Genomic DNA, 19,504 nt, shown 5'->3' with positions numbered 1-19,504 from the left:
CGTTTATCTGAAAAAGAATACAATGGTAAAATTCTTTTTTGCATAGTTTATGTAAAAAAAGAATAAAAAAAGCATCATGACAAATAAATATTCGTATCTTTACGGTGAATTTAAAATCTAATGTTTATTATGTCTTGGATTGGCTATTTAATAGATAACATGTGGCAACTTTGGTTGATTGTAGCACTAATATCTATCTTATTTGAGATTTTCACAAGCGGATTCTTCATCGCATGCTTTGCTGTTGGAGCCTTATCCGCCTTGATAACGTCATTCTTCGGAGGCGTATATCTACAATTGACTGTATACACAGTGGTTTCGGCCATAAGCATATTCCTCGTCAGGCCGTTTGCGGTCCGCTATCTAAATACAGGCAGCAAATGGCGCCCAAGCAATGCCGATGCGCTCATAGGACGCACTGGCCTCGTTGTTCAGACCATAGAGAGCGACGGATACGGCCGCATTGAGATAGACGGCGACAACTGGAAAGTTGAATCGGAAGACGGCACGACCATCTCTGCCGGCGCAAAGGTGATGGTAACAGGACGTGAAAGTATAATCCTTAAAGTAAAGAAAATATGTTCATAGAGTATTTTTTTATCGTACTAATAGTATGTATTTTGGTATTTGCCAAAATGGCCTTGGTGATCATTCCGCAGTCAGAAACAAAAATTATCGAGCGACTCGGTAAATACTATGCGACGCTAAACCCCGGTATAAATCTGATAATCCCATTTATCGACAGGGCAAAAGAGATTGTTATTCTCTCACGCGGTCGTTATATGTATACGACATCCATAGATTTAAGAGAGCAAGTTTATGATTTCCCGAAGCAGAACGTGATTACCAAAGACAATGTCCAGACAGAGATCAACGCTTTGCTTTACTTCCAGATTGTCGATCCGTTCAAGGCTGTATATGAGATAAGCAATCTGCCAAACGCCATCGAGAAACTCACACAAACGACGCTCCGAAACATCATCGGAGAGTTGGAACTCGACGAGACATTGACCAGCCGTGACACAATCAACACCAAACTACGTGTCGTGCTTGATGATGCCACAAACAAATGGGGAATAAAAGTCAACCGTGTAGAGTTGCAAGACATCACTCCACCTGCAAGCGTACTTGCAGCAATGGAAAAACAAATGCAGGCCGAACGCAACAAACGTGCCGCCATCCTGACAAGTGAAGGAGAGAAAGCATCTGAAATATTGCAGTCTGAAGGAGAAAAAATGGCTACCATCAACCGTGCCGAAGCAGCCAAGCAAGAGGCCATTTTACATGCCGAAGGTGAAGCTCAGGCAAGAATACGAAAAGCCGAAGCCGAAGCCATCGCCATTGAGAAGATAACCGAAGCTGTAGGCAAAAGCAGCAATCCTGCCAATTACCTGCTCGCACAGAAATACATCCAGATGCTTCAAACCATCGCTGAAGGCGACAAGACCAAGACTGTATACATGCCTTACGAGGCGACAAACCTCATGGGCAGTATAGGAGGTATAAAAGAACTCTTCAAAGCCGAATAAGCACCATAATATCATCATGAAACAATAAGCCAGTGATATCTGTTGTCTTTATGACACATTGATATCACGGGCTTATTGTTTATATATGTTTTATATTATTGATTTATCAAAAAAGTGACATTTGTAATAACAGATTACAATTAATTTTTATAATTTTGTAGGCATAATCAGACTTTCATTATTTTTTATGGTACATAATATTTTCAAGGGATTGGGTATAGCGTTGGTCACACCGTTCAACGAAGACGGTTCCGTTGATTATGCGTCATTGCTCCAATTACTGGAATATCAATTAAATAACGGTGCCGATTTTTTCTGCATTTTAGGCACAACGGCAGAGACTCCATGTCTCACATCCGAAGAAAAAAATAAGATCAAACAACTTGTAGTGGATAAAGTCGGCGGACGGGTACCTATTCTTATGGGTTGCGGAGGTAACAATACAGCCATGATCGTAAACGAACTGCAAACAGGAGACTTTCGCGGCATAGACGGTATACTCAGTGTCTGTCCTTATTATAACAAACCGTCGCAAGAAGGTATATACCAACATTTCAAAGCTATCGCCGGCGCAACAAAACTGCCCGTCGTGCTTTACAATGTTCCGGGACGTACGGGAGTCAACATCACCGCCGCCACAACAGTAAGGCTGGCACGCGACTGCAATAATATCGTTGCAATAAAAGAGGCCGGTGGCAGCCTCGAACAGGTAGACGAGATTATCAAGAACAAACCTAACGACTTTGATGTGATAAGCGGAGACGATGCTCTCACATTCCCGATGATATCATGTGGAGCCGTGGGCGTAATCAGCGTTATAGGCAATGCGCTGCCACGTGAGTTCTCAAAGATGATCCGTCTTGAATTCAAAGGAGAATACGACGGAGCCAGAAAGATACATCATAAGTTTACAGACCTGTTCAGCCTGCTGTTCGTAGACGGCAATCCGGCCGGAGTCAAGGCCATGCTTCACGAGATGGGAATGATCAACAATATACTGCGACTGCCGCTCGTGCCAACAAGAATCTCCACATTACAGCGAATGAGCGAGATAATGAAAGAACTCAAAATATAAAAACACGATGCATACAAGAGAAGAACAGTTGGAATCTTTCGGCAGACTGCTTGACGTGCTTGACCAACTCAGGGAGAAATGCCCATGGGACCACAAGCAGACAAACGAAAGCCTACGCCCCAATACCATAGAGGAGACATACGAACTGTGCGATGCCCTGCTAAAAAATGACAGTCTGAATATTTGCAAAGAATTGGGCGATGTATTGCTTCATATATGTTTTTATGCTAAAATAGGCAGCGAGGAAGGCAAGTTTGACATAGCCGATGTTTGCAACAAGCTCGTTGACAAGCTAATATATCGGCATCCTCATGTATACCATCCGTCGCAAGTAGGCGCGGCTGCGCCCAAGCCATTACCATACGGAGAAAACGGTGAAAAGAGCGATGATATGCGAAATGCTAAAACAGCCGAACAAGTAGTGGAGAACTGGGAACAGATAAAGTTGATTGAAAAAGACGGTAACAAGAGTGTTCTGTCCGGTGTTCCTACATCACTTCCCTCACTGATAAAAGCCTACCGCATTCAGGACAAGGCACGAAACGTAGGCTTCGATTGGGAAGACAAAGGCGATGTATGGGGTAAAGTACGCGAGGAACTCGAAGAACTGGAAGCCGAACTGAGACGTGAAGACACCCAAAGGGCGCAGGCCGAGTTCGGAGACTTCCTGTTCAGCGTAATAAACGCCGGCCGCCTGTATCACCTCAATCCCGATACCGCTCTTGACAAGACAAACGACAAGTTTATCCGTCGTTTCAATTATATAGAGGAGCACAGCATAAAAATAGGCAAACCGTTGAAAGACATGACTCTCGGAGAGATGGATGCCTTATGGAACGAAGCCAAGAAAAATGAGAATGAATGACGATTATCCAACAACTAAAATCAAAGTTTATGGACAAAAGAATATTACTAATGGTGACAGCTGTAGCGGCCACACTTTTCAGTTGCGGCAACAAGACAGACCGGCAAGCACCGAAAGACAGCACAAATGTGGTTGAGAATGTCATTAACAAGGAACTTACCGTATTCGGCATGTGCGGAGAGGCTTCCGCCATGAACACCCTGCAATTGATAACAGACAGCGGCGACACATTGTCTCTGAGTGTCAACGAAGCCAAGGAAAACAACAATGTATTTGGCGGTTACGGCATAGGAGACCGTATGGCCGTATTGCTCAATGATGATAAAACCGAAGCCAAGCAAGTAATAAACGAGACAACCCTGCTCGGCAATTGGACTATGCCAGACCCGTTTGACGGCAGTTCGATAGTTGGCATGGCCCTGAAAGACGGCGGTATAGCGGAAAGCATAGACATGGCAAATATCGTGTATAAAGCATGGCGAATTACCAATGGCCGCCTTGAACTGACACTTATGCGGGAAGGAGGAAGCGAGGAGGACGAAATCGAGGTATACGACATAAAGAAGCTTGATGCCGACTCGCTGGTATTCGGAAACGACGAAGATATTTTTGAATACTGCCGTCAGAAATAAACCGGATAATTAAAAATCCTGATCAGCTTTTGGAACCGTTTAAAGTCCATATATTGGGATGCGGCAGTGCCCTCCCCACCCTTAAGCATTACGCATCATCGCAAGTTGTCGAGGTGCGCAAGAAACTTTTCATGATAGATTGCGGAGAAGGAACGCAGATGCAGCTGCGACGTTCCCGAATCCGATTTACCAAGATAAACCACATATTCATTTCACACCTGCATGGCGACCATTGCCTCGGCCTTATCGGAATGCTGTCCACGTTCGGAATGTTGGGCCGCACGGCACCCATGCACATCTTCGCCACGGAAGAACTTGGCCCGATACTGAAATCGAGTCTGGCAGCCTTTTGCTCCGGACTTGACTACGAAATATGCTTTCACCCGATAGACACCGCAAAAAGTACCGTCATCTATGAAGACCGCAGCCTTACCGTAACTACAATCCCCCTAAACCACCGTATGCCATGTTGCGGCTTTCTTTTCAAAGAGAAACCCACCATGCCACATATCAGGCGAGACATCATCGATCTCTACGGAATACCGGTAAGCCAGATAGACAATATCAAAAACGGACACGACTGGACCACGGAAGACGGGGATGTCATACCTAACTCAAAGCTCACGACACCGGCCGACCCTGTGCGCAGCTATGCTTATTGCAGCGATACGCGTTATATACCCGGACTTCATAAACTCATATCTGGAGCAAGCACTCTCTACCACGAAAGTACATACGCCAACGATAATCAGCGAATGGCTATCAAATACAAGCACTCCACAGCCGAAGAAGCTGCCCGTACGGCACTTGCCGCTGGAGTGAAACAACTTGTACTGGGCCATTACTCGTCACGATACGAGGACGAAACCATATTGCTCAACGAGGCACGGGCCGTATTTGAAAACACTATTCTATCCGATGAAATGGCTGTCATCGACGTATGACTCTTTCATTCAGGCAAATCATATTTGCCGCCATACAGCCTTTTACCGTTTTTTTACTGAATTAACAGCATATAAACCCACCTAAAATGGAAAAAGACAGAATACTGGTCGTAGACGACGAAGAGACTCTCTGCGAGGTTTTGCAGTTTAATCTCGAAGTTGAGGGCTATGAAGTCGATGTGGCATACAGTGCAGAGGAAGCGTTGGAAAAAGACATAAGCCGCTACTCACTCATACTGCTCGATGTGATGATGGGCGACATCAACGGGTTCAAAATGGCGCGCATACTAAAAAACGCACCTGAAACAGCCGGAATACCAATCATTTTCTGCACGGCAAAAGACTCTGAAGACGACATGGTGGCCGGACTGAATATCGGTGCCGATGACTACATAGTCAAGCCGTACTCTGTGCGGAATGTTATGGCCAGGGTAAAAACGGTTTTGAAACGCACCCGCCACACAGCCGACACCAATCCGGACATTTTGTCATACAGAGGGCTTTCGCTCGAGCTTTCCCTTAAACGCTGTCTTGTAGACAACAAGGAAGTGATACTACCACGAAAGGAATATGAAATACTTTGTCTGTTGCTGACACACCAAGGCAGGGTTTTCTCGCGGCATGAAATACTTTCAAAAGTATGGCCGGAAGAAGTTGTCGTGGCAGACAGAGTGGTAGACGTGAATATCACGCGCCTGCGCTCCAAAATAGGAGAATACGGAAAAAATATTTTCACACGAGTAGGATACGGATATGGTTTCAAGGGGTAAAATGTCATATCATACGAAGCTTTTCATTCTATTGCTTGGCTTTTCATGGCTGATGGTCGTCTGCTTCGTGGCTTTTCAGTATGAACGCGAAAAACAGTTCAAGATAGACAAACTGGACAGCCAACTGCAACTATACAACGTGCATCTGCTCGATGCCATATCTGCCGACACACCCATAGACCGGGTTCTGAACGACTCAAGAAAGCCTATGGACGACATCCGTGTCACAATCACAGACCTGTCAGGACATGTGGTATTCGACAACTCGCTCGACACCCTGCCGTCTGAAAACCACCTCAGCCGCACCGAGATCTCAAACGCAATAAAATACGGACACGACTACACACTGAGACGACACTCACAGAGCACTGACAACACATATTTCTACTCTGCCACAAGGGGCGGCGACATCATCATACGATCGGCCGTGCCCTACTCCTTGCCGCTGCAAGCCGTGCTCAAAACGGATAACACATTCCTGTGGTTCATGCTTTTCGTAACACTCGGAATAAGCATAATAGGATATTTTGCCACACGGCGCCTCGGACGCACCATCACCAGACTCAACGATTTTGCGGAAAAAGCAGAGAAAGGAGAGAAAATCTACGATGACGGATACTTCCCGAGCGATGAACTTGGCAGCATATCGAGCCATATAGTCAGACTGTATGCCCGACTGCAACAAGCCACGACCGACCTTAAACACGAGCACAAGGTTGCCATACACGAGGAACAGGAGAAGATAAGAATAAAAAAGCAACTTACCAACAATATAAACCACGAGCTTAAAACTCCCGTTTCATCAATGCTGGCATGCCTTGAAACACTGCTCGACCATCCCGAACTGCCGGAAGAAAAGCGCACTAAATTCATCCGAATGTGCCATGACAACTGTGAACGGCTTGGCAGACTGATGGCCGATGTATCGTCAATAACACGCATGGACGACGGTTCGAGACTTATAGAGAAAGAAAAACTGAGACTCGACTTGCTGATAGCGGGTGTGGTGACCGATGAGAAACCGCACGCTGAGACACATGGATTCAATATCAATAACAACGTTAAAGACAATCTAACGGTATGCGGCAACGCACCGTTTCTCGAATCAATATTCAGAAACCTGATAGACAATGCCATCACATACTCGCAAGGCGACAATATAAAAATAAAACTGACAGCAAGCGACAGCGATAAATACTTTTTTTCTGTGTCTGACAACGGTATAGGCGTTCCGGACGAACACATACCTCACCTGTTTGAACGTTTCTACCGTATAGATAAAGGCCGCTCACGAAAGGCAGGCGGAACAGGCCTCGGACTATCCATCGTCAAAAACTCGGTACAACTTCACGGCGGCACCATCTCGGTGAACAACAGACGTGACGGAGGACTGGAATTCCACTTCTCCATAAGCAGGAAGTAGCCATATAACCGGAAACAATGGTTCAGGCATATCCCGATATGTAAGAAATATATCATAAAAAAAGCCCTGTCTTTTTTCTCAAACCAGAATTGCGAAAACGATACATGTCGCCATATACATTGCGATAGCACAATCATCCGAATACTATTTGTAAACAGTTTTTCCGCAACCGGATGCCCGTTGGAACGCATCGGGCAACTAACCGCAACACGGTTAGCAGCCCGTTGGAAGACAATCAGACGCTAAATGCAACGCAATTAGACGCTAAACACAACCCGGAAAGCGTTTTGAGACCAGATGGAAAGCATGCCGCAATTCACCTCTTAACCTATCTGTTTGAATTTCAACGAATTAAACTAAACGACAAAATACACCGGTATTTCCGTCCACAGGATTTTAAATTCAGAAAAACCGAAATACAAAAGGTTTTTTGTAATATTTTTTCCAAGCAACACAGGCAGCCGGATTAAAAACCGGTCTGCCTGTGCAACTTGTCTACCGAGCGCAGCAACTTACGCAGATTTGACATCATTTCCTGAGATTCCTGTAGCATATTAAGATATACGTACAGCACAGCCATATCAGCCGGATCGCCATCTCTGAGACGTTCGAACATAAGACGGCATTTTACAGATATGGCATCCTTTATCTTGTCGCATTTCCTGCGTATCATCGCTATGTATTCAAAACCGTCCGTATCTATCACGCTCAACGATTCGTTCAGCACATCCATTATTTCAGAGCGAATATCGTCAAACTCTGATTTATATTGCGACGGAAGCACCCTGAAATTGTTTTCCACATGCTCCTTGCACACTTCATTTATGTGCCTCATATTATAGTTCATCGCCATACAAGAATTGTTGGCAAGGTGCAGCCACGTATTTTTCTCTATAGCAATCTCTTTGCTGACATATCGGAGACATAGAGTCTCCCTCCTCCGCGTACCTTTCAATATAGACTTCTGCCTGTACAGTTCACGTTCGCTCTTGCTGAGCATGTTTATCTTATCATTGATAAATCCGGATGTGATGTCACTGTAAGTCTCGATTACATGCAACAGGAATTTTTTGTGGTGCTCACCCATGTATATCGACAACAGATTCCAAGCCTGCTTCTTGTCCCTGGTGGTAAGAATGGTCTGGAAGAGAGAGTCGCTTTGGTCTTCCTTCTTCCTGTTCTTAAACCTGATGTTGCTCTTTATCAGCAAGACTACCGCTATCACAGCACCGGCTATCATTGCCACATAACCACCCTGATGCATGACAAGAACTATCACCGCCGCACCGATAAACGCCGCACCGGCCGTAATAAACCAGCCACCGATGACAGATATGACTCCCGTTATGCGGAAGACGGCACTCTCACGCCCCCAGGCCCTATCGGCAAGCGACGTACCCATTGCCACCATAAAAGTGACAAAAGTAGTGGAAAGAGGCAGTTTCAGCGACGTACCGACGGCTATAAGCATTCCAGCCAGGGTCAGATTTACCGCTCCACGTATAAGATCGAAAGCCGCCCCGTCCTCCATTTCTGTTTTTTCAGTATCAAAACGACCGTTAAGCCAAGACAGCACACGCTTGGGGATATACCTCCTGAGCCAGGAACTGAAAGACAATACCGTACGCACAATCTTGCGGGCGGCACGCGACGAACCGAACATCTCGTCGCCGGCATCACGACTGCCCAATCCTATCTCTGTCTTCGACACGTTAAGAGCTTTCTTGGACGTGGCAAGCGATATAACCATTATCGTGCCTGCAATGGCAAGGAAATAAAACGGCGTGTCTGAAGGAGCGTTCAACGACCCCATCATAAACGAATGGGGATCACCGGCACCGTTTGTCACGTAGTCCGTGTAAGAGGACAATCCGCTGAGAGGCACACCTATAAAGTTCACCAAGTCGTTCCCTGCAAACGCCATAGCCAGCGAGAACGTACCGATAAGAACCACAACTTTCAGCACATTGACCTTCAGAAAATATAAAACCTGCATCAGGACAGTGAAAAACAAGAAGCATACAGCAAGAATGACGATTGTATTGTCATGTATGCAGCCTTTCAGTTCAGGAGTCATGAAGGCCATATCCTTTATACCTTTAAGAAGCAGGAAGTATATTATAGCCGTGGTGGCGACACCGCCGAAAAGCCCTATTTTCCACTTCATCGTACTCTTATATCCGAAAGAGAATATCATTCTCGTGATAAACTGCACAACCGTGCCGAAGAAAAAAGCGATGGCCACAGAAAGGAATATACCGAGTATGACAGACAACGCTTTCTCCGTATTCAGCAAATCATTTATACCCAAGTCTCCCGCATCGCCGATTATCTTCACGATGGCAACGGCAAACGCGGCACCGAGCAACTCAAAGACAAGCGAAACGGTAGTGGACGTGGGCAACCCCACTGAATTGAAAATGTCAAGAAGAATGATGTCTGTGACCATCACCGCCATGAAAATACACATCAGCTCATAGAAAGAGAAATGCTCCGGACGGAAAATACCGTGCCGCGCGATATCCATCATGCCGTTACTCATGGCCGCCCCGATGAAGACACCCACCGAAGCGATGATTATAATGACCCTGAATGATGCCGCCTTTGAGCCTATGGCGGAGTTAAGAAAGTTCACCGCATCGTTACTTACACCCACCGAGAGATCGAAGACTGCCAGCAAAAAGATTGTAATGATTATTCCTAAAAATACTAATTCCATAATTTCACTTCTTTTGTCGATGCAAAATTAAAGTCATTATATTTCATAAATGTTTCATCTCGGTTAATATTACGTAAAGGATTGTTTAATATTGCATAAAAATTTCATCCCCATACAACTCTGCATTCACGATTATATTGTATTTTCACAATAAATATTTTGCAGTATGGATATAAAATATTATATTTGCAAATAAAATTAAATCGAATATGACAAGAAGACTACTCATACTTGCAATTATATCCATAATGACACTTGCGGCATCTTCACCGGCACTCGCCTCAGAGATGGAAGCGAGCTATCAGGAGCAGATTGATGAGCGGGCCATAAGCATAACGGTTGAACAGGCTACTGTGCATGTAACAGGCGCGAACGGGCTGATACTCGAAGTCGTATCGCTCACAGGCAAACCTGTGATGAAAATAAAGATAGAAAGCCCCGCACAACGTGTTGAACTTAATGTACCCAAAGGTTGCTACATATTGAAAATCGGCAAGATTGTAAGAAAAGTCTCTATCCGTTAATCTGGTTTTGCCTGTTGGCAATTATATCCGGGTGCGGTGACAACAGCCACAATCATTATCATAATAATATAACAATGGATGCGTTTTCGGATTTGAGAACGCAGGAATATGTTATAAATTCACATAAAATAAAAGAGAATATAGACAAGATCTGTCGCATTGAGACTGACACTATATTCGCTGACGGGCATACACGCAGTCATTATGTAAACAACGGTTCGCTTTTATGGATAAACAGATATGGTGTCGGAAGCTGCGCCGACAGCCTGCTTACCGTTCTGAAAACGGTGGAAGACAGCATAGGATTTACAAGCCGTTCTTTCGATGCCGAACTCATCGAAAACGATATACAGCGCATACGCAACCTTGATTTCGATAAAGACGGAAATACCATTAACGATGTAATGGCCCGCTTGGAATTCCGACTTACAAAAGCGTATCTTCGCTATGTAACCGGACAGAGTTTCGGGTTTACGAACCCTTATTATATGTTTAACAAACTGGATGCCATCAGCGACGATTCGACAAAGCGTGTACTTGGCTACCGCCGGCTTTTCGACATTGAAATACGCAGGCCTGATGATAAATTCTTCATACATGCCTTAAGCCAAATCACCAACGACAGCATATCAGGTTTTCTGCGCAGCGTGAAGCCTACAAACCCTCTGTATCTACGCCTGCAAAAGGAATTGGCCGCATCCGAAAATGACAATGACACCAAATCACGAATGCGGATATTATGCAATATGGAGCGATGCAGATGGCGGCAAAACGGCGTCCGCGACACAACGGGAAAGCACATCATCGTAAACATCCCGGCATATCACTTATACGCATACGGCAGTGGAAACGTGATTGACATGCGAATAGGATGCGGAGCCTTTAAGACAAAGACCCCGTTACTCACAAGCGCAATAGGTTGGATGGAAGTTAATCCCGTATGGAACATCCCGATGAGCATCATCAGAAACGAAGTCGCACCGCATGCGGGTGACGCTTCATATTTCGAAAGAAACAATTACTACATCATCGAGAGAAAAACCGGAAACAGAATTGACATAGAGAATCTGACGGCCGGTAACTTGCGCTCAGGGCATTATGCGGTCATTCAAGAAGGCGGAGCAGGCAATTCGCTCGGACGCATAATATTCAGGTTCCCAAACAACTTCTCGGTATTTCTTCACGACACGTCGAGCCGTGGCGTTTTCGGCAGGGAAAACCGTAGCGTCTCACACGGATGCGTGAGAGTTCAACGGCCTTTCGACCTGGCGGTATTCCTGTTAGACAATCCCGACGAATGGCTGCTTGACAGATTGCGTATATCAATGGATATCGCACCGGAGACCAACAAAGGGCGAAGATATATACAAAACGAAGACAACAACCGCCGGCTGATACGCTCATTGACCGTCAAACCAAACGTGCCGATATCCATAACTTATTATACTATATTTGAAGAACCGGACGGCTCTTTACGGAGCTATCCCGATGTATACGGATACGACAATATAATGAGCATGCACATCAAACCGTTTATGAGACAGGATTAAACACCTCACTATACCATATCGAGCATATCACGAGGCCGTGCCAGACACCTGATGAAGCATAATAAAGCATTTACCGGAACGGTATTAAACCTTTAATGAAATAAATCGTCAAAGAATAAAGTGGAAAAATACGACGAACGACATATAACATTGTTGCTGGCCGACCCCAAAACCCAGCGCAACGCCTTTGAAATGGTCGTACGCCAATATAGCGAGCAGCTGTATTGGCAAATCCGCCGTATAGTCATCACTCATGAAGACGCAGACGATGTGATGCAGAATGTGTTCCTAAAAGCATGGACCAATCTCGGTTCGTTCCGTAACGACTCCAAGATCTCCACATGGCTTTACCGCATTGCCGTAAACGAAAGCCTCGGCTTTCTCAGGAAACGCAAGACAATGACACTGATAAGCGCTGACGCCGAAGATACCAACGTCGCCAATGAGTTGATAGCAGATAAGTATTTCGACGGCGACGAGACCCAGGCGATGCTGCAGGAAGCGATATCCAAGCTGCCCGATGTACAGCGTTGCGTATTCAACATGCGGTATTACGATGAACTTAAATACAGCGAAATAAGTAAGATATTGAGTACATCCGAAGGCGCATTAAAAGCCTCTTACCACATTGCGGTAAAGAAAATATCGGAGTATTTCAAGCTGCATGATTAAACTTTTCAGTTTGTTATACATCAAAAAGATAAAGAACAGTTATGGTAAAAGAAGAAAGGTACATAAAGAATCGGTTTGGCAAGGATAATCATTTCCGTGTGCCGACAGGCTATTTCGACAATTTTGCCTCAACAATTATCGACAAATTGCCAGAGCAAGAACACAGGATAATCCGTCGCCGCTCACGCATACAGATATTGCGTCCGATACTTTACTCGGCAGCATGCTTGTGTCTCGCCATATTCGGCATCACGGTATATCTGTCTAAAACAGAGCCACAACACGACACCATGCGAAGCGAATCCGTTGCTCACTCAAATGGGGGGTATACATACACGGCGGAAGATGCCATAATCGACCATGCGATGATGGACAATGCTGACATTTATGCCTGCCTTATGAGCGAATAATAAAATAGGGAATATATGAGAAAAAGATTATTGCTTTGTTTTGTTTCATTGGTCATTGCACTGTCTGTCTGTGCCCAGGATAACCGTGGGAAAGGGTTCTCTCCAGAAAAATTTCAGGCTGATTTGGAACAATTCATTATCAAAGAAGCCGGCCTGACCAACAAAGAGGCAGAGAAATTCTTTCCGCTATACGATGAAATGAGAAAAGCCCAACGTGCGAAATTCGACCGAATACGCCAATTAAGCAGAAATAATCCGACAGACGATGCCGCCTGCCTGAATATAATCAAACAGTGCGACAAACTGGAAATAGACCTGAAGAGGATACAACAGTCATATCACAACAAGTTTCTGACCGTCATACCTGCACGAAAACTGCTTGATGTCATAAAAGCGGAGAATAAGTTTCACAGGCGTTCACTGAAAAAAATGCACGATAACAACCAAAAGAAAGGCAGAAAATAGATTTACGATTATATTAAAATCGAACACCGGCTGTATCGGAACATGCCTTCTGTCAAACAGATTCAATACCTGTCGTACAGGAACCGGTTTCAGCTATATCAGAATTGCCATATCGGTCATATAGGAACGAATATCCCATTATATCAGAACCGAATGCCCTCCATATAGCAACTGATATTCAGCCAAGTTTGGAATTATCTATATTTTTAGGACAAATACTCTCCAAGCCGCACTTCTCACAGTGCGGCTTTCTTGATGTACATACATATCTTCCATGTAACAAGAGCCAATGATGAGCCAATGGTATATCATCTTCGGGTATATATTTCATCAAATTCCGCTCCACCTTATAAGGGGTATCGTCCTTATCCGATACCAATCCGAGCCTGTGACTGACCCTGAATACATGCGTATCGACAGCCATTGTAGGTTTCCCGAAAGCGACAGCTTGGATCACATTCGCCGTCTTGCGGCCCACACCCGGCAAAGCGAGCAGTTCTTTCAGATCCGACGGTACCTCACCGTCATGCTTTTCCATTAGACAACGCGCCATTTCCACAAGGTGTCGAGCCTTGGCATTGGGGTATGATACACTTTTCACATATTCCAACACATCCTCTGGCTCAACAACTGCCATGTCTTTTGCCGCAGGATAGCGCCGAAACAGCGCCGGCGTAACCTGGTTTACACGCTTATCGGTACATTGGGCACTCAATATCACGGCTACAAGCAACTGAAATATGCTGCCAAACTGCAACTCTGTGTCAACATCGGGCATTTCCTTTCTGAAATACTCCAAGACAACTTTATATCTTTCTGATTTCTTCATCTTCTTGATAAACATTATAAATACATAAAACGTTATTCCTGCCCGATAATGAGTATATCTACAATCAACAGCGCGAATAAAACATTTCAGACAATGAGACGAACAGTAATTGATATCCGAATCATTATTATTCGCCACCAGACCACCACACTACAACTACCGTAACCGAGACTTATGAAATGTGCGTGGATGGTTGTCCACGCACATTGTATCATCATTAACCCAGCCGGCCATGTATCATCTGTTTCTCAATGCGGCAAGCGACTCCTTTATTGCGGCTATCTTTTCCTCACTGTCACTTTCCTTCTTGCGTTCCAAAGCCACTACGGCCTCAGGAGCATGAGCCACAAATTTCTCGTTGGACAGTTTCTTCCTTACTCCGGAAAGAAATCCTTCAAGATGCTTGAGCTGACCTTCCAACTTGTCTATCTCTGCATCTACATCTATCATATCGCCCAATGGTACGGCAAATTCATCTGTCCCGACCATGAAAGCAGCGGCAGTGGCATCTTTCTCTTCAACAATGTCAATAGAACCAAGATTGGCCATTTTGGCAATGACACTATTATAAGCCTCATACCTGTTGGCGTTCACTGCCTGCAAAGCCAAAGACTCCTTTGGGGCTATGTTCTTTTGGTTACGCACCGTGCGCACACCGCCCACAATCTGCTTCACGCTCTCTATTCCTGAAATCAGAGCCTCATCGGCTGCCGTCATTTCCGCCATCTCGAGCTTGTCGCTCATGATTGACTCCCCGTCACGACGATCATAAATATGCTGCCACAGTTCCTCGGTGATGAAAGGCATGAAAGGATGAAGCATTTTCAGCAACGTCTCGAAGAAACGCAAGGTGGCACCGAGCGTCGTGCTGTCTATCGGCTGACCGTAAACCGGCTTTATCATTTCGAGATACCAACTCGAAAACTCATCCCAGAAAAGACGATATACGGCCATAAGAGCCTCACTGATACGGTATTTGCGGAACAGGTCGTTAATCTCTGCATTTGTCTGGCGCAATTTCGCATCAAACCATTCCACGGCAATCCTGTTTGCCTCTGGCTGCTCAACGCCGGCTACCTGCCAGCCCTTCACAAGACGGAAAGCATTCCATATCTTGTTGTTGAAGTTGCGTCCCTGCTCACACAGGCTCTCATCGAAGAGAATATCGTTTCCGGCCGGTGCCGAAAGCATCATGCCCATACGCACTCCGTCCGCCCCATACTTATCTATGAGCAGCAGCGGATCGGGCGAGTTGCCGAGACTCTTGGACATCTTACGTCCGAGTTTGTCACGGACAATACCCGTGAAATAAACATTCTTGAACGGCATTGTACCACGATACTCATATCCGGCCATTATCATTCGCGCCACCCAGAAGAATATAATATCCGGACCTGTCACCAGGTCGCTTGTCGGATAATAATAGTTTATCTCCTCATTGTCAGGGTTGTTCACTCCGTCAAACACGGACATCGGCCACAACCAGCTTGAGAACCACGTGTCGAGACAGTCCTCATCCTGCTCAAGATCAGCCTCGACAAGAGCCGCGTTCTTTTCCCGTGCCATCATGAGAGCCTCCTCACGGCTCTCGGCAACAACGAAATCACGTTTTCCGTCTTCAGTGGTGAAATAGTAAGCCGGTATCCGGTGTCCCCACCATAACTGGCGGCTGATACACCAGTCCTTGATATTTTCAAGCCAGTGACGGTACGTATTCTTGTATTTTACCGGATAAAACTTTATCTCATCGTTCATCACCGGTGGCAGAGCTATATCAGCAAAATGCTTCATTGACAGGAACCACTGTGTAGACAGCTTAGGTTCTATGGGTACATTGGTACGCTCTGAACATCCCACCTTGTTGGTATAGTCTTCCACTTTTTCCATCAGCCCGGCCGCTTTGAGGTCATCCTCTATCTTGACACGCACGTCCATGCGGTCCATTCCCACATACATTCCGGCAGCCTCACTGATCGTTCCGTTGTCGTTGAATATATCTATCGTTTCCAGATTATGCTTGATTCCGAGCGCATGGTCGTTAATGTCATGCGCTGGAGTGACTTTCAGACAACCTGTACCGAACTCAATATCCACATAATCGTCTTCTATCACCGGTATGCGGCGACCCACCAGCGGCACAATCACATGCTTGCCGCGAAGCCATTGATTTTTAGGATCGCCAGGATTGATGCACATTGCCGTATCGCCCATGATTGTCTCCGGCCGCGTGGTAGCCACCACCGCATACTTACCAGGCTCGCCGTCAACCATATAGCGCAGATAATAGAGTTTGGATTGCTCTTCCTTGTATATTACCTCTTCGTCTGATAGAGCCGTCTGTGCCTGCGGATCCCAGTTCACCATACGAGCGCCTCTGTAGATAAGGCCTTTTTTATATAGGTCACAGAACACTTTTATAACACCTGCCGAGCGAGTATCATCCATCGTGAATGCCGTGCGTTCCCAATCACAGCTCGCTCCCAGACGGCGCAACTGCTTCAATATTATACCTCCGTGCTCGTCGGTCCATTCCCACGCATGTCTCAGAAATTCGTCACGACTAAGATCGGTCTTCTTTATTCCCTGCTGTGCGAGCCTGTTCACCACCTTTGCCTCGGTGGCAATAGATGCATGATCGGTGCCGGGAACCCAACAAGCATTTTTACCCTCCATGCGGGCACGGCGCACAAGGATATCTTGAATGGTGTTGTTGAGCATATGCCCCATGTGCAACACTCCCGTCACGTTCGGCGGGGGAATCACTATCGTGTATGGTTTCCTACCGTCGGGCTTGCTGCTGAACAGCTTGTTGTCAAGCCAATACTGATACCATTTCGACTCCACTGCTTGCGGGTCGTACTTGCTTGCTAATTCCATAATCTATATATCGTTTTTATTTTTATCGTGTAAAACAATGCAAAATTAATAAAAAACGTCGGAAAAACCGTTTACAGAACCGCCTAAATAACGATAGGAAGACTAATTTTTATACTCCGTGCCACATTACCGCAATGGCGGAATAAATAAATCGAGACAGTCAGACATATGCGCATGTATATGAAAGTGTATCGTGACAATCCTTTTTTCACGGCATGTTTTATATTATCTTTGTGATGAACAAAAACTCTTTTTATGACAACTTTCATGATAAATATTTACAATCACCATAACAACCGCAATAAATTCTGCCCCAAAAAAGCGACTGTAATATTTGATACCGCAACATACCGGCGCAACACTCACATTCCATAATAGGAATAAATGTCTTGACTGTCGACACCCGGCGAACAGCAGTGAGGGCCGAGCATTGTTCCCGTCGGTGCATATTCATGCACCGACGGGATTTTTATTTTCCGAAAAACAACGCCAAACAAGCCTCTAATAGGCTACCCGTTGCTCTGCGTTCGGTATCCAAACGCAGAAAAAATAAAAACGAGCATGAACGCTGGCATTTTTTTATCATTTCTCAATGGTTTTTACACAGGAAATGATTTTTTTCACACCCAAAACGCAACTATTAAGAAAGCCCGGCCCACCGCGAATTATCTTAACAAACAGCAATCCAACAAACAAAAAAAGAATTGACCGATTTTACGTCCGGTCAATTCAAAATCATAAAAACGTCATGAAGTTAATTCCTTCGACTTAATCCACATATCACTTCCGGCAATTCATCTTTCCATCTTATATATACGGTTATCAACGATTGAAAAAAATATGAATTAATATCCTAAACACACAATACTTCAAAGTAACGTTTCAACCGAAAACGAATACTATGGAATGGTACAACTGCATCAACAAAATATAGTATAGAAACAACGGAGCAGCGAACGATACTCCGGAAAACAACGAGTGGCAAACATCCGAGACACGATGAAAACAGCCCGACACAGCCCCGTATACCATACCGACGACAATAATGATGAAAGCGACAGACGGCACGACGGAAGCAGAAAACGGAGACGGCAACAAATCGCCGGTAACACCGCGCAATACGGCATGAGGAACAAAAACAAGCATGGAATAGCCACATGACAGAAGCAGAAGAGACAACCCGCCGAACAGCAATGCCACACGCTCCCGATAACGCAAGAGCAACGGTCTGCGCACAAACAAACCCGGTAATCCGCAGGCTTTTATACATCCGGAAGCCATTGACAACAGCAAAAGCCAGACGAGAAACGGAGAGGCCAACATGGAGGCAAAACGTCCGAAAAACCACCTGATACCCTCGCTGCTTATAAGGCTGCGCACCTCAAAACCCACATCGGCCACACTGAGTAACCATGACAAAGGTACAAGCACAAGTTGAACCAGGCACAGCGCCACTACAGAATATTCAGTTATCCTACTCCTCATCGGGCTCAAGGTTATCAATGTCGAGTATTCCTATCTCGAAAGCACGCACCACGAGTCTCGTGGCATTAATGCCCATACCACCGTTCCCATCGGGAAAGAATTTCTGTGAAAGCTCATTCTGGCGTTTTTCAAGGCTCTTCACACCGAACGGCATGCCACGCAGGTTTGTTATTTGCTCTTTCGTATATCCGAGAGCGAGATGACGCAAAAAACGTTCATCATACTCGTCTATCTCATAATTGACAAAAGCTTCCCGACGAGCAAGTTCCTTACCTACCGAAGACTTGAACCGCTCAACTATTTTCTGCAATATCGGCTGGTTGAACACCATGCGGTTGCCTTCCATCACGCGGCACACATCTACTCTCGTCAGCAGTTCGCCACTTTTAAGGATAATCCCGTCTGCCCCGGCATCAAGAACGTCGACCCACAATTTCTCATTCAGTATCTCACCTGTAAATATGAGTACTTTAATCTCAGGGTGAGTGTCTTTCGTATGACGGCATAGTTCAACGCCCACGGTCGTCGAACCTCCGAGACCGAGGTCGAGCAGTACAAGGTCGGGCAAATCCCCTTTCATCAGCCTCCAATAGTCGGCCTCGGTACTTGCTGTTCCTATAATCTCAGCTTCCGGTATGTCACCGCGTATTATTCCCTCGGTACCTTTCAGTTCGAGCGGAACGTCTTCAACGATTATCACTTTAAACTTATCCATACGTCTGTTTGTCATTCGTT

At 45.5% G+C, this 19,504-nt stretch carries 18 protein-coding genes; 13 read left to right on the top strand and 5 right to left on the bottom strand.

The annotated features are described in order from the left end of the window. Window positions 1-174 precede the first annotated feature (174 nt). From HPS53_RS04750 to HPS53_RS04715, 8 genes are all read left to right on the top strand, one after another. The gene (locus HPS53_RS04750) at window positions 175-588 is read left to right on the top strand and encodes an NfeD family protein (protein ID WP_216651886.1); all 414 of its coding nucleotides are present in this window, start codon (window positions 175-177) and stop codon (window positions 586-588) included. Next, complete coding sequence (locus HPS53_RS04745) at window positions 579-1,529, top strand: SPFH domain-containing protein (RefSeq protein WP_104368997.1); 951 nt, start codon at window positions 579-581, stop codon at window positions 1,527-1,529. The genes HPS53_RS04750 and HPS53_RS04745 overlap by 10 nt, the downstream gene beginning before the upstream one ends. A gap of 187 nt (window positions 1,530-1,716) precedes the next feature. Continuing rightward, complete coding sequence (dapA, locus tag HPS53_RS04740; RefSeq protein WP_172204733.1) at window positions 1,717-2,604, top strand: 4-hydroxy-tetrahydrodipicolinate synthase; 888 nt, start codon at window positions 1,717-1,719, stop codon at window positions 2,602-2,604. Window positions 2,605-2,611: 7 nt separating this feature from the next. After that, the gene (gene mazG, locus HPS53_RS04735) at window positions 2,612-3,469 is read left to right on the top strand and encodes a nucleoside triphosphate pyrophosphohydrolase (RefSeq protein WP_104368995.1); all 858 of its coding nucleotides are present in this window, start codon (window positions 2,612-2,614) and stop codon (window positions 3,467-3,469) included. A gap of 29 nt (window positions 3,470-3,498) precedes the next feature. Beyond that, on the top strand, window positions 3,499-4,101 hold the full coding sequence (locus tag HPS53_RS04730; RefSeq protein ID WP_172204731.1) for a lipocalin family protein: 603 nt from the start codon (window positions 3,499-3,501) through the stop codon (window positions 4,099-4,101). A gap of 29 nt (window positions 4,102-4,130) precedes the next feature. Beyond that, window positions 4,131-5,045, top strand: a complete 915-nt coding sequence (locus tag HPS53_RS04725) for a ribonuclease Z (protein WP_172204729.1) — start codon at window positions 4,131-4,133, stop codon at window positions 5,043-5,045. Between the two features lie 86 nt (window positions 5,046-5,131). Then, window positions 5,132-5,815 (top strand): response regulator transcription factor, encoded by a 684-nt coding sequence (locus tag HPS53_RS04720; protein WP_172204727.1) that lies wholly within the window; start codon window positions 5,132-5,134, stop codon window positions 5,813-5,815. Between the two features lies 1 nt (window position 5,816). Next, on the top strand, window positions 5,817-7,238 hold the full coding sequence (locus HPS53_RS04715) for a cell wall metabolism sensor histidine kinase WalK (protein WP_253942815.1): 1,422 nt from the start codon (window positions 5,817-5,819) through the stop codon (window positions 7,236-7,238). Window positions 7,239-7,704: 466 nt separating this feature from the next. On the opposite strand, the gene HPS53_RS04710 is transcribed toward HPS53_RS04715, so the two are convergent. Next, a complete protein-coding gene (locus tag HPS53_RS04710) occupies window positions 7,705-9,957 on the bottom strand; it encodes an inorganic phosphate transporter (RefSeq protein WP_172204723.1) in 2,253 nt (750 codons plus the stop codon). 209 nt (window positions 9,958-10,166) lie between these two features. Between HPS53_RS04710 and HPS53_RS04705 the strand changes: the two genes are divergently transcribed. From HPS53_RS04705 to HPS53_RS04685, 5 genes are all read left to right on the top strand, one after another. Next, on the top strand, window positions 10,167-10,481 hold the full coding sequence (locus HPS53_RS04705; RefSeq protein WP_233210169.1) for a T9SS type A sorting domain-containing protein: 315 nt from the start codon (window positions 10,167-10,169) through the stop codon (window positions 10,479-10,481). 74 nt (window positions 10,482-10,555) lie between these two features. Beyond that, the gene (locus HPS53_RS04700; RefSeq protein ID WP_172204721.1) at window positions 10,556-12,031 is read left to right on the top strand and encodes a L,D-transpeptidase family protein; all 1,476 of its coding nucleotides are present in this window, start codon (window positions 10,556-10,558) and stop codon (window positions 12,029-12,031) included. A 120-nt stretch (window positions 12,032-12,151) separates the two neighbouring features. Then, window positions 12,152-12,703: an RNA polymerase sigma factor gene (locus HPS53_RS04695; protein ID WP_371741774.1), complete on the top strand. Its 552-nt coding sequence runs from the start codon at window positions 12,152-12,154 to the stop codon at window positions 12,701-12,703. 41 nt (window positions 12,704-12,744) lie between these two features. Beyond that, a complete protein-coding gene (locus HPS53_RS04690) occupies window positions 12,745-13,113 on the top strand; it encodes a hypothetical protein (protein WP_172204719.1) in 369 nt (122 codons plus the stop codon). Between the two features lie 15 nt (window positions 13,114-13,128). Continuing rightward, window positions 13,129-13,578: a hypothetical protein gene (locus tag HPS53_RS04685; protein ID WP_104368986.1), complete on the top strand. Its 450-nt coding sequence runs from the start codon at window positions 13,129-13,131 to the stop codon at window positions 13,576-13,578. A 178-nt stretch (window positions 13,579-13,756) separates the two neighbouring features. On the opposite strand, the gene nth is transcribed toward HPS53_RS04685, so the two are convergent. The 4 genes from nth to HPS53_RS04665 all read right to left on the bottom strand — a co-directional run bounded on the left by nth (window position 13,757) and on the right by HPS53_RS04665 (window position 19,484). Continuing rightward, the gene (gene nth, locus HPS53_RS04680; protein ID WP_104369123.1) at window positions 13,757-14,407 is read right to left on the bottom strand and encodes an endonuclease III; all 651 of its coding nucleotides are present in this window, start codon (window positions 14,405-14,407) and stop codon (window positions 13,757-13,759) included. 237 nt (window positions 14,408-14,644) lie between these two features. Continuing rightward, complete coding sequence (locus HPS53_RS04675) at window positions 14,645-17,284, bottom strand: valine--tRNA ligase (protein ID WP_172204717.1); 2,640 nt, start codon at window positions 17,282-17,284, stop codon at window positions 14,645-14,647. Window positions 17,285-18,166: 882 nt separating this feature from the next. Beyond that, window positions 18,167-18,769, bottom strand: coding sequence for an AbgT family transporter (locus HPS53_RS04670; protein ID WP_172204715.1), 603 nt, complete (start codon window positions 18,767-18,769; stop codon window positions 18,167-18,169). After that, window positions 18,759-19,484 (bottom strand): DUF5932 domain-containing protein, encoded by a 726-nt coding sequence (locus HPS53_RS04665; protein ID WP_104369122.1) that lies wholly within the window; start codon window positions 19,482-19,484, stop codon window positions 18,759-18,761. Before HPS53_RS04665 ends, HPS53_RS04670 begins: the two co-directional genes overlap by 11 nt. Window positions 19,485-19,504: the final 20 nt, after the last annotated feature.

It is taken from the genome of Prevotella sp. PTAC (assembly GCF_013166535.1).
Lineage (GTDB): Bacteria > Bacteroidota > Bacteroidia > Bacteroidales > Bacteroidaceae > Prevotella.
Note: the sequence above shows the minus strand (reverse complement) of the source record. Positions and strands in the feature narration are given on the sequence as shown.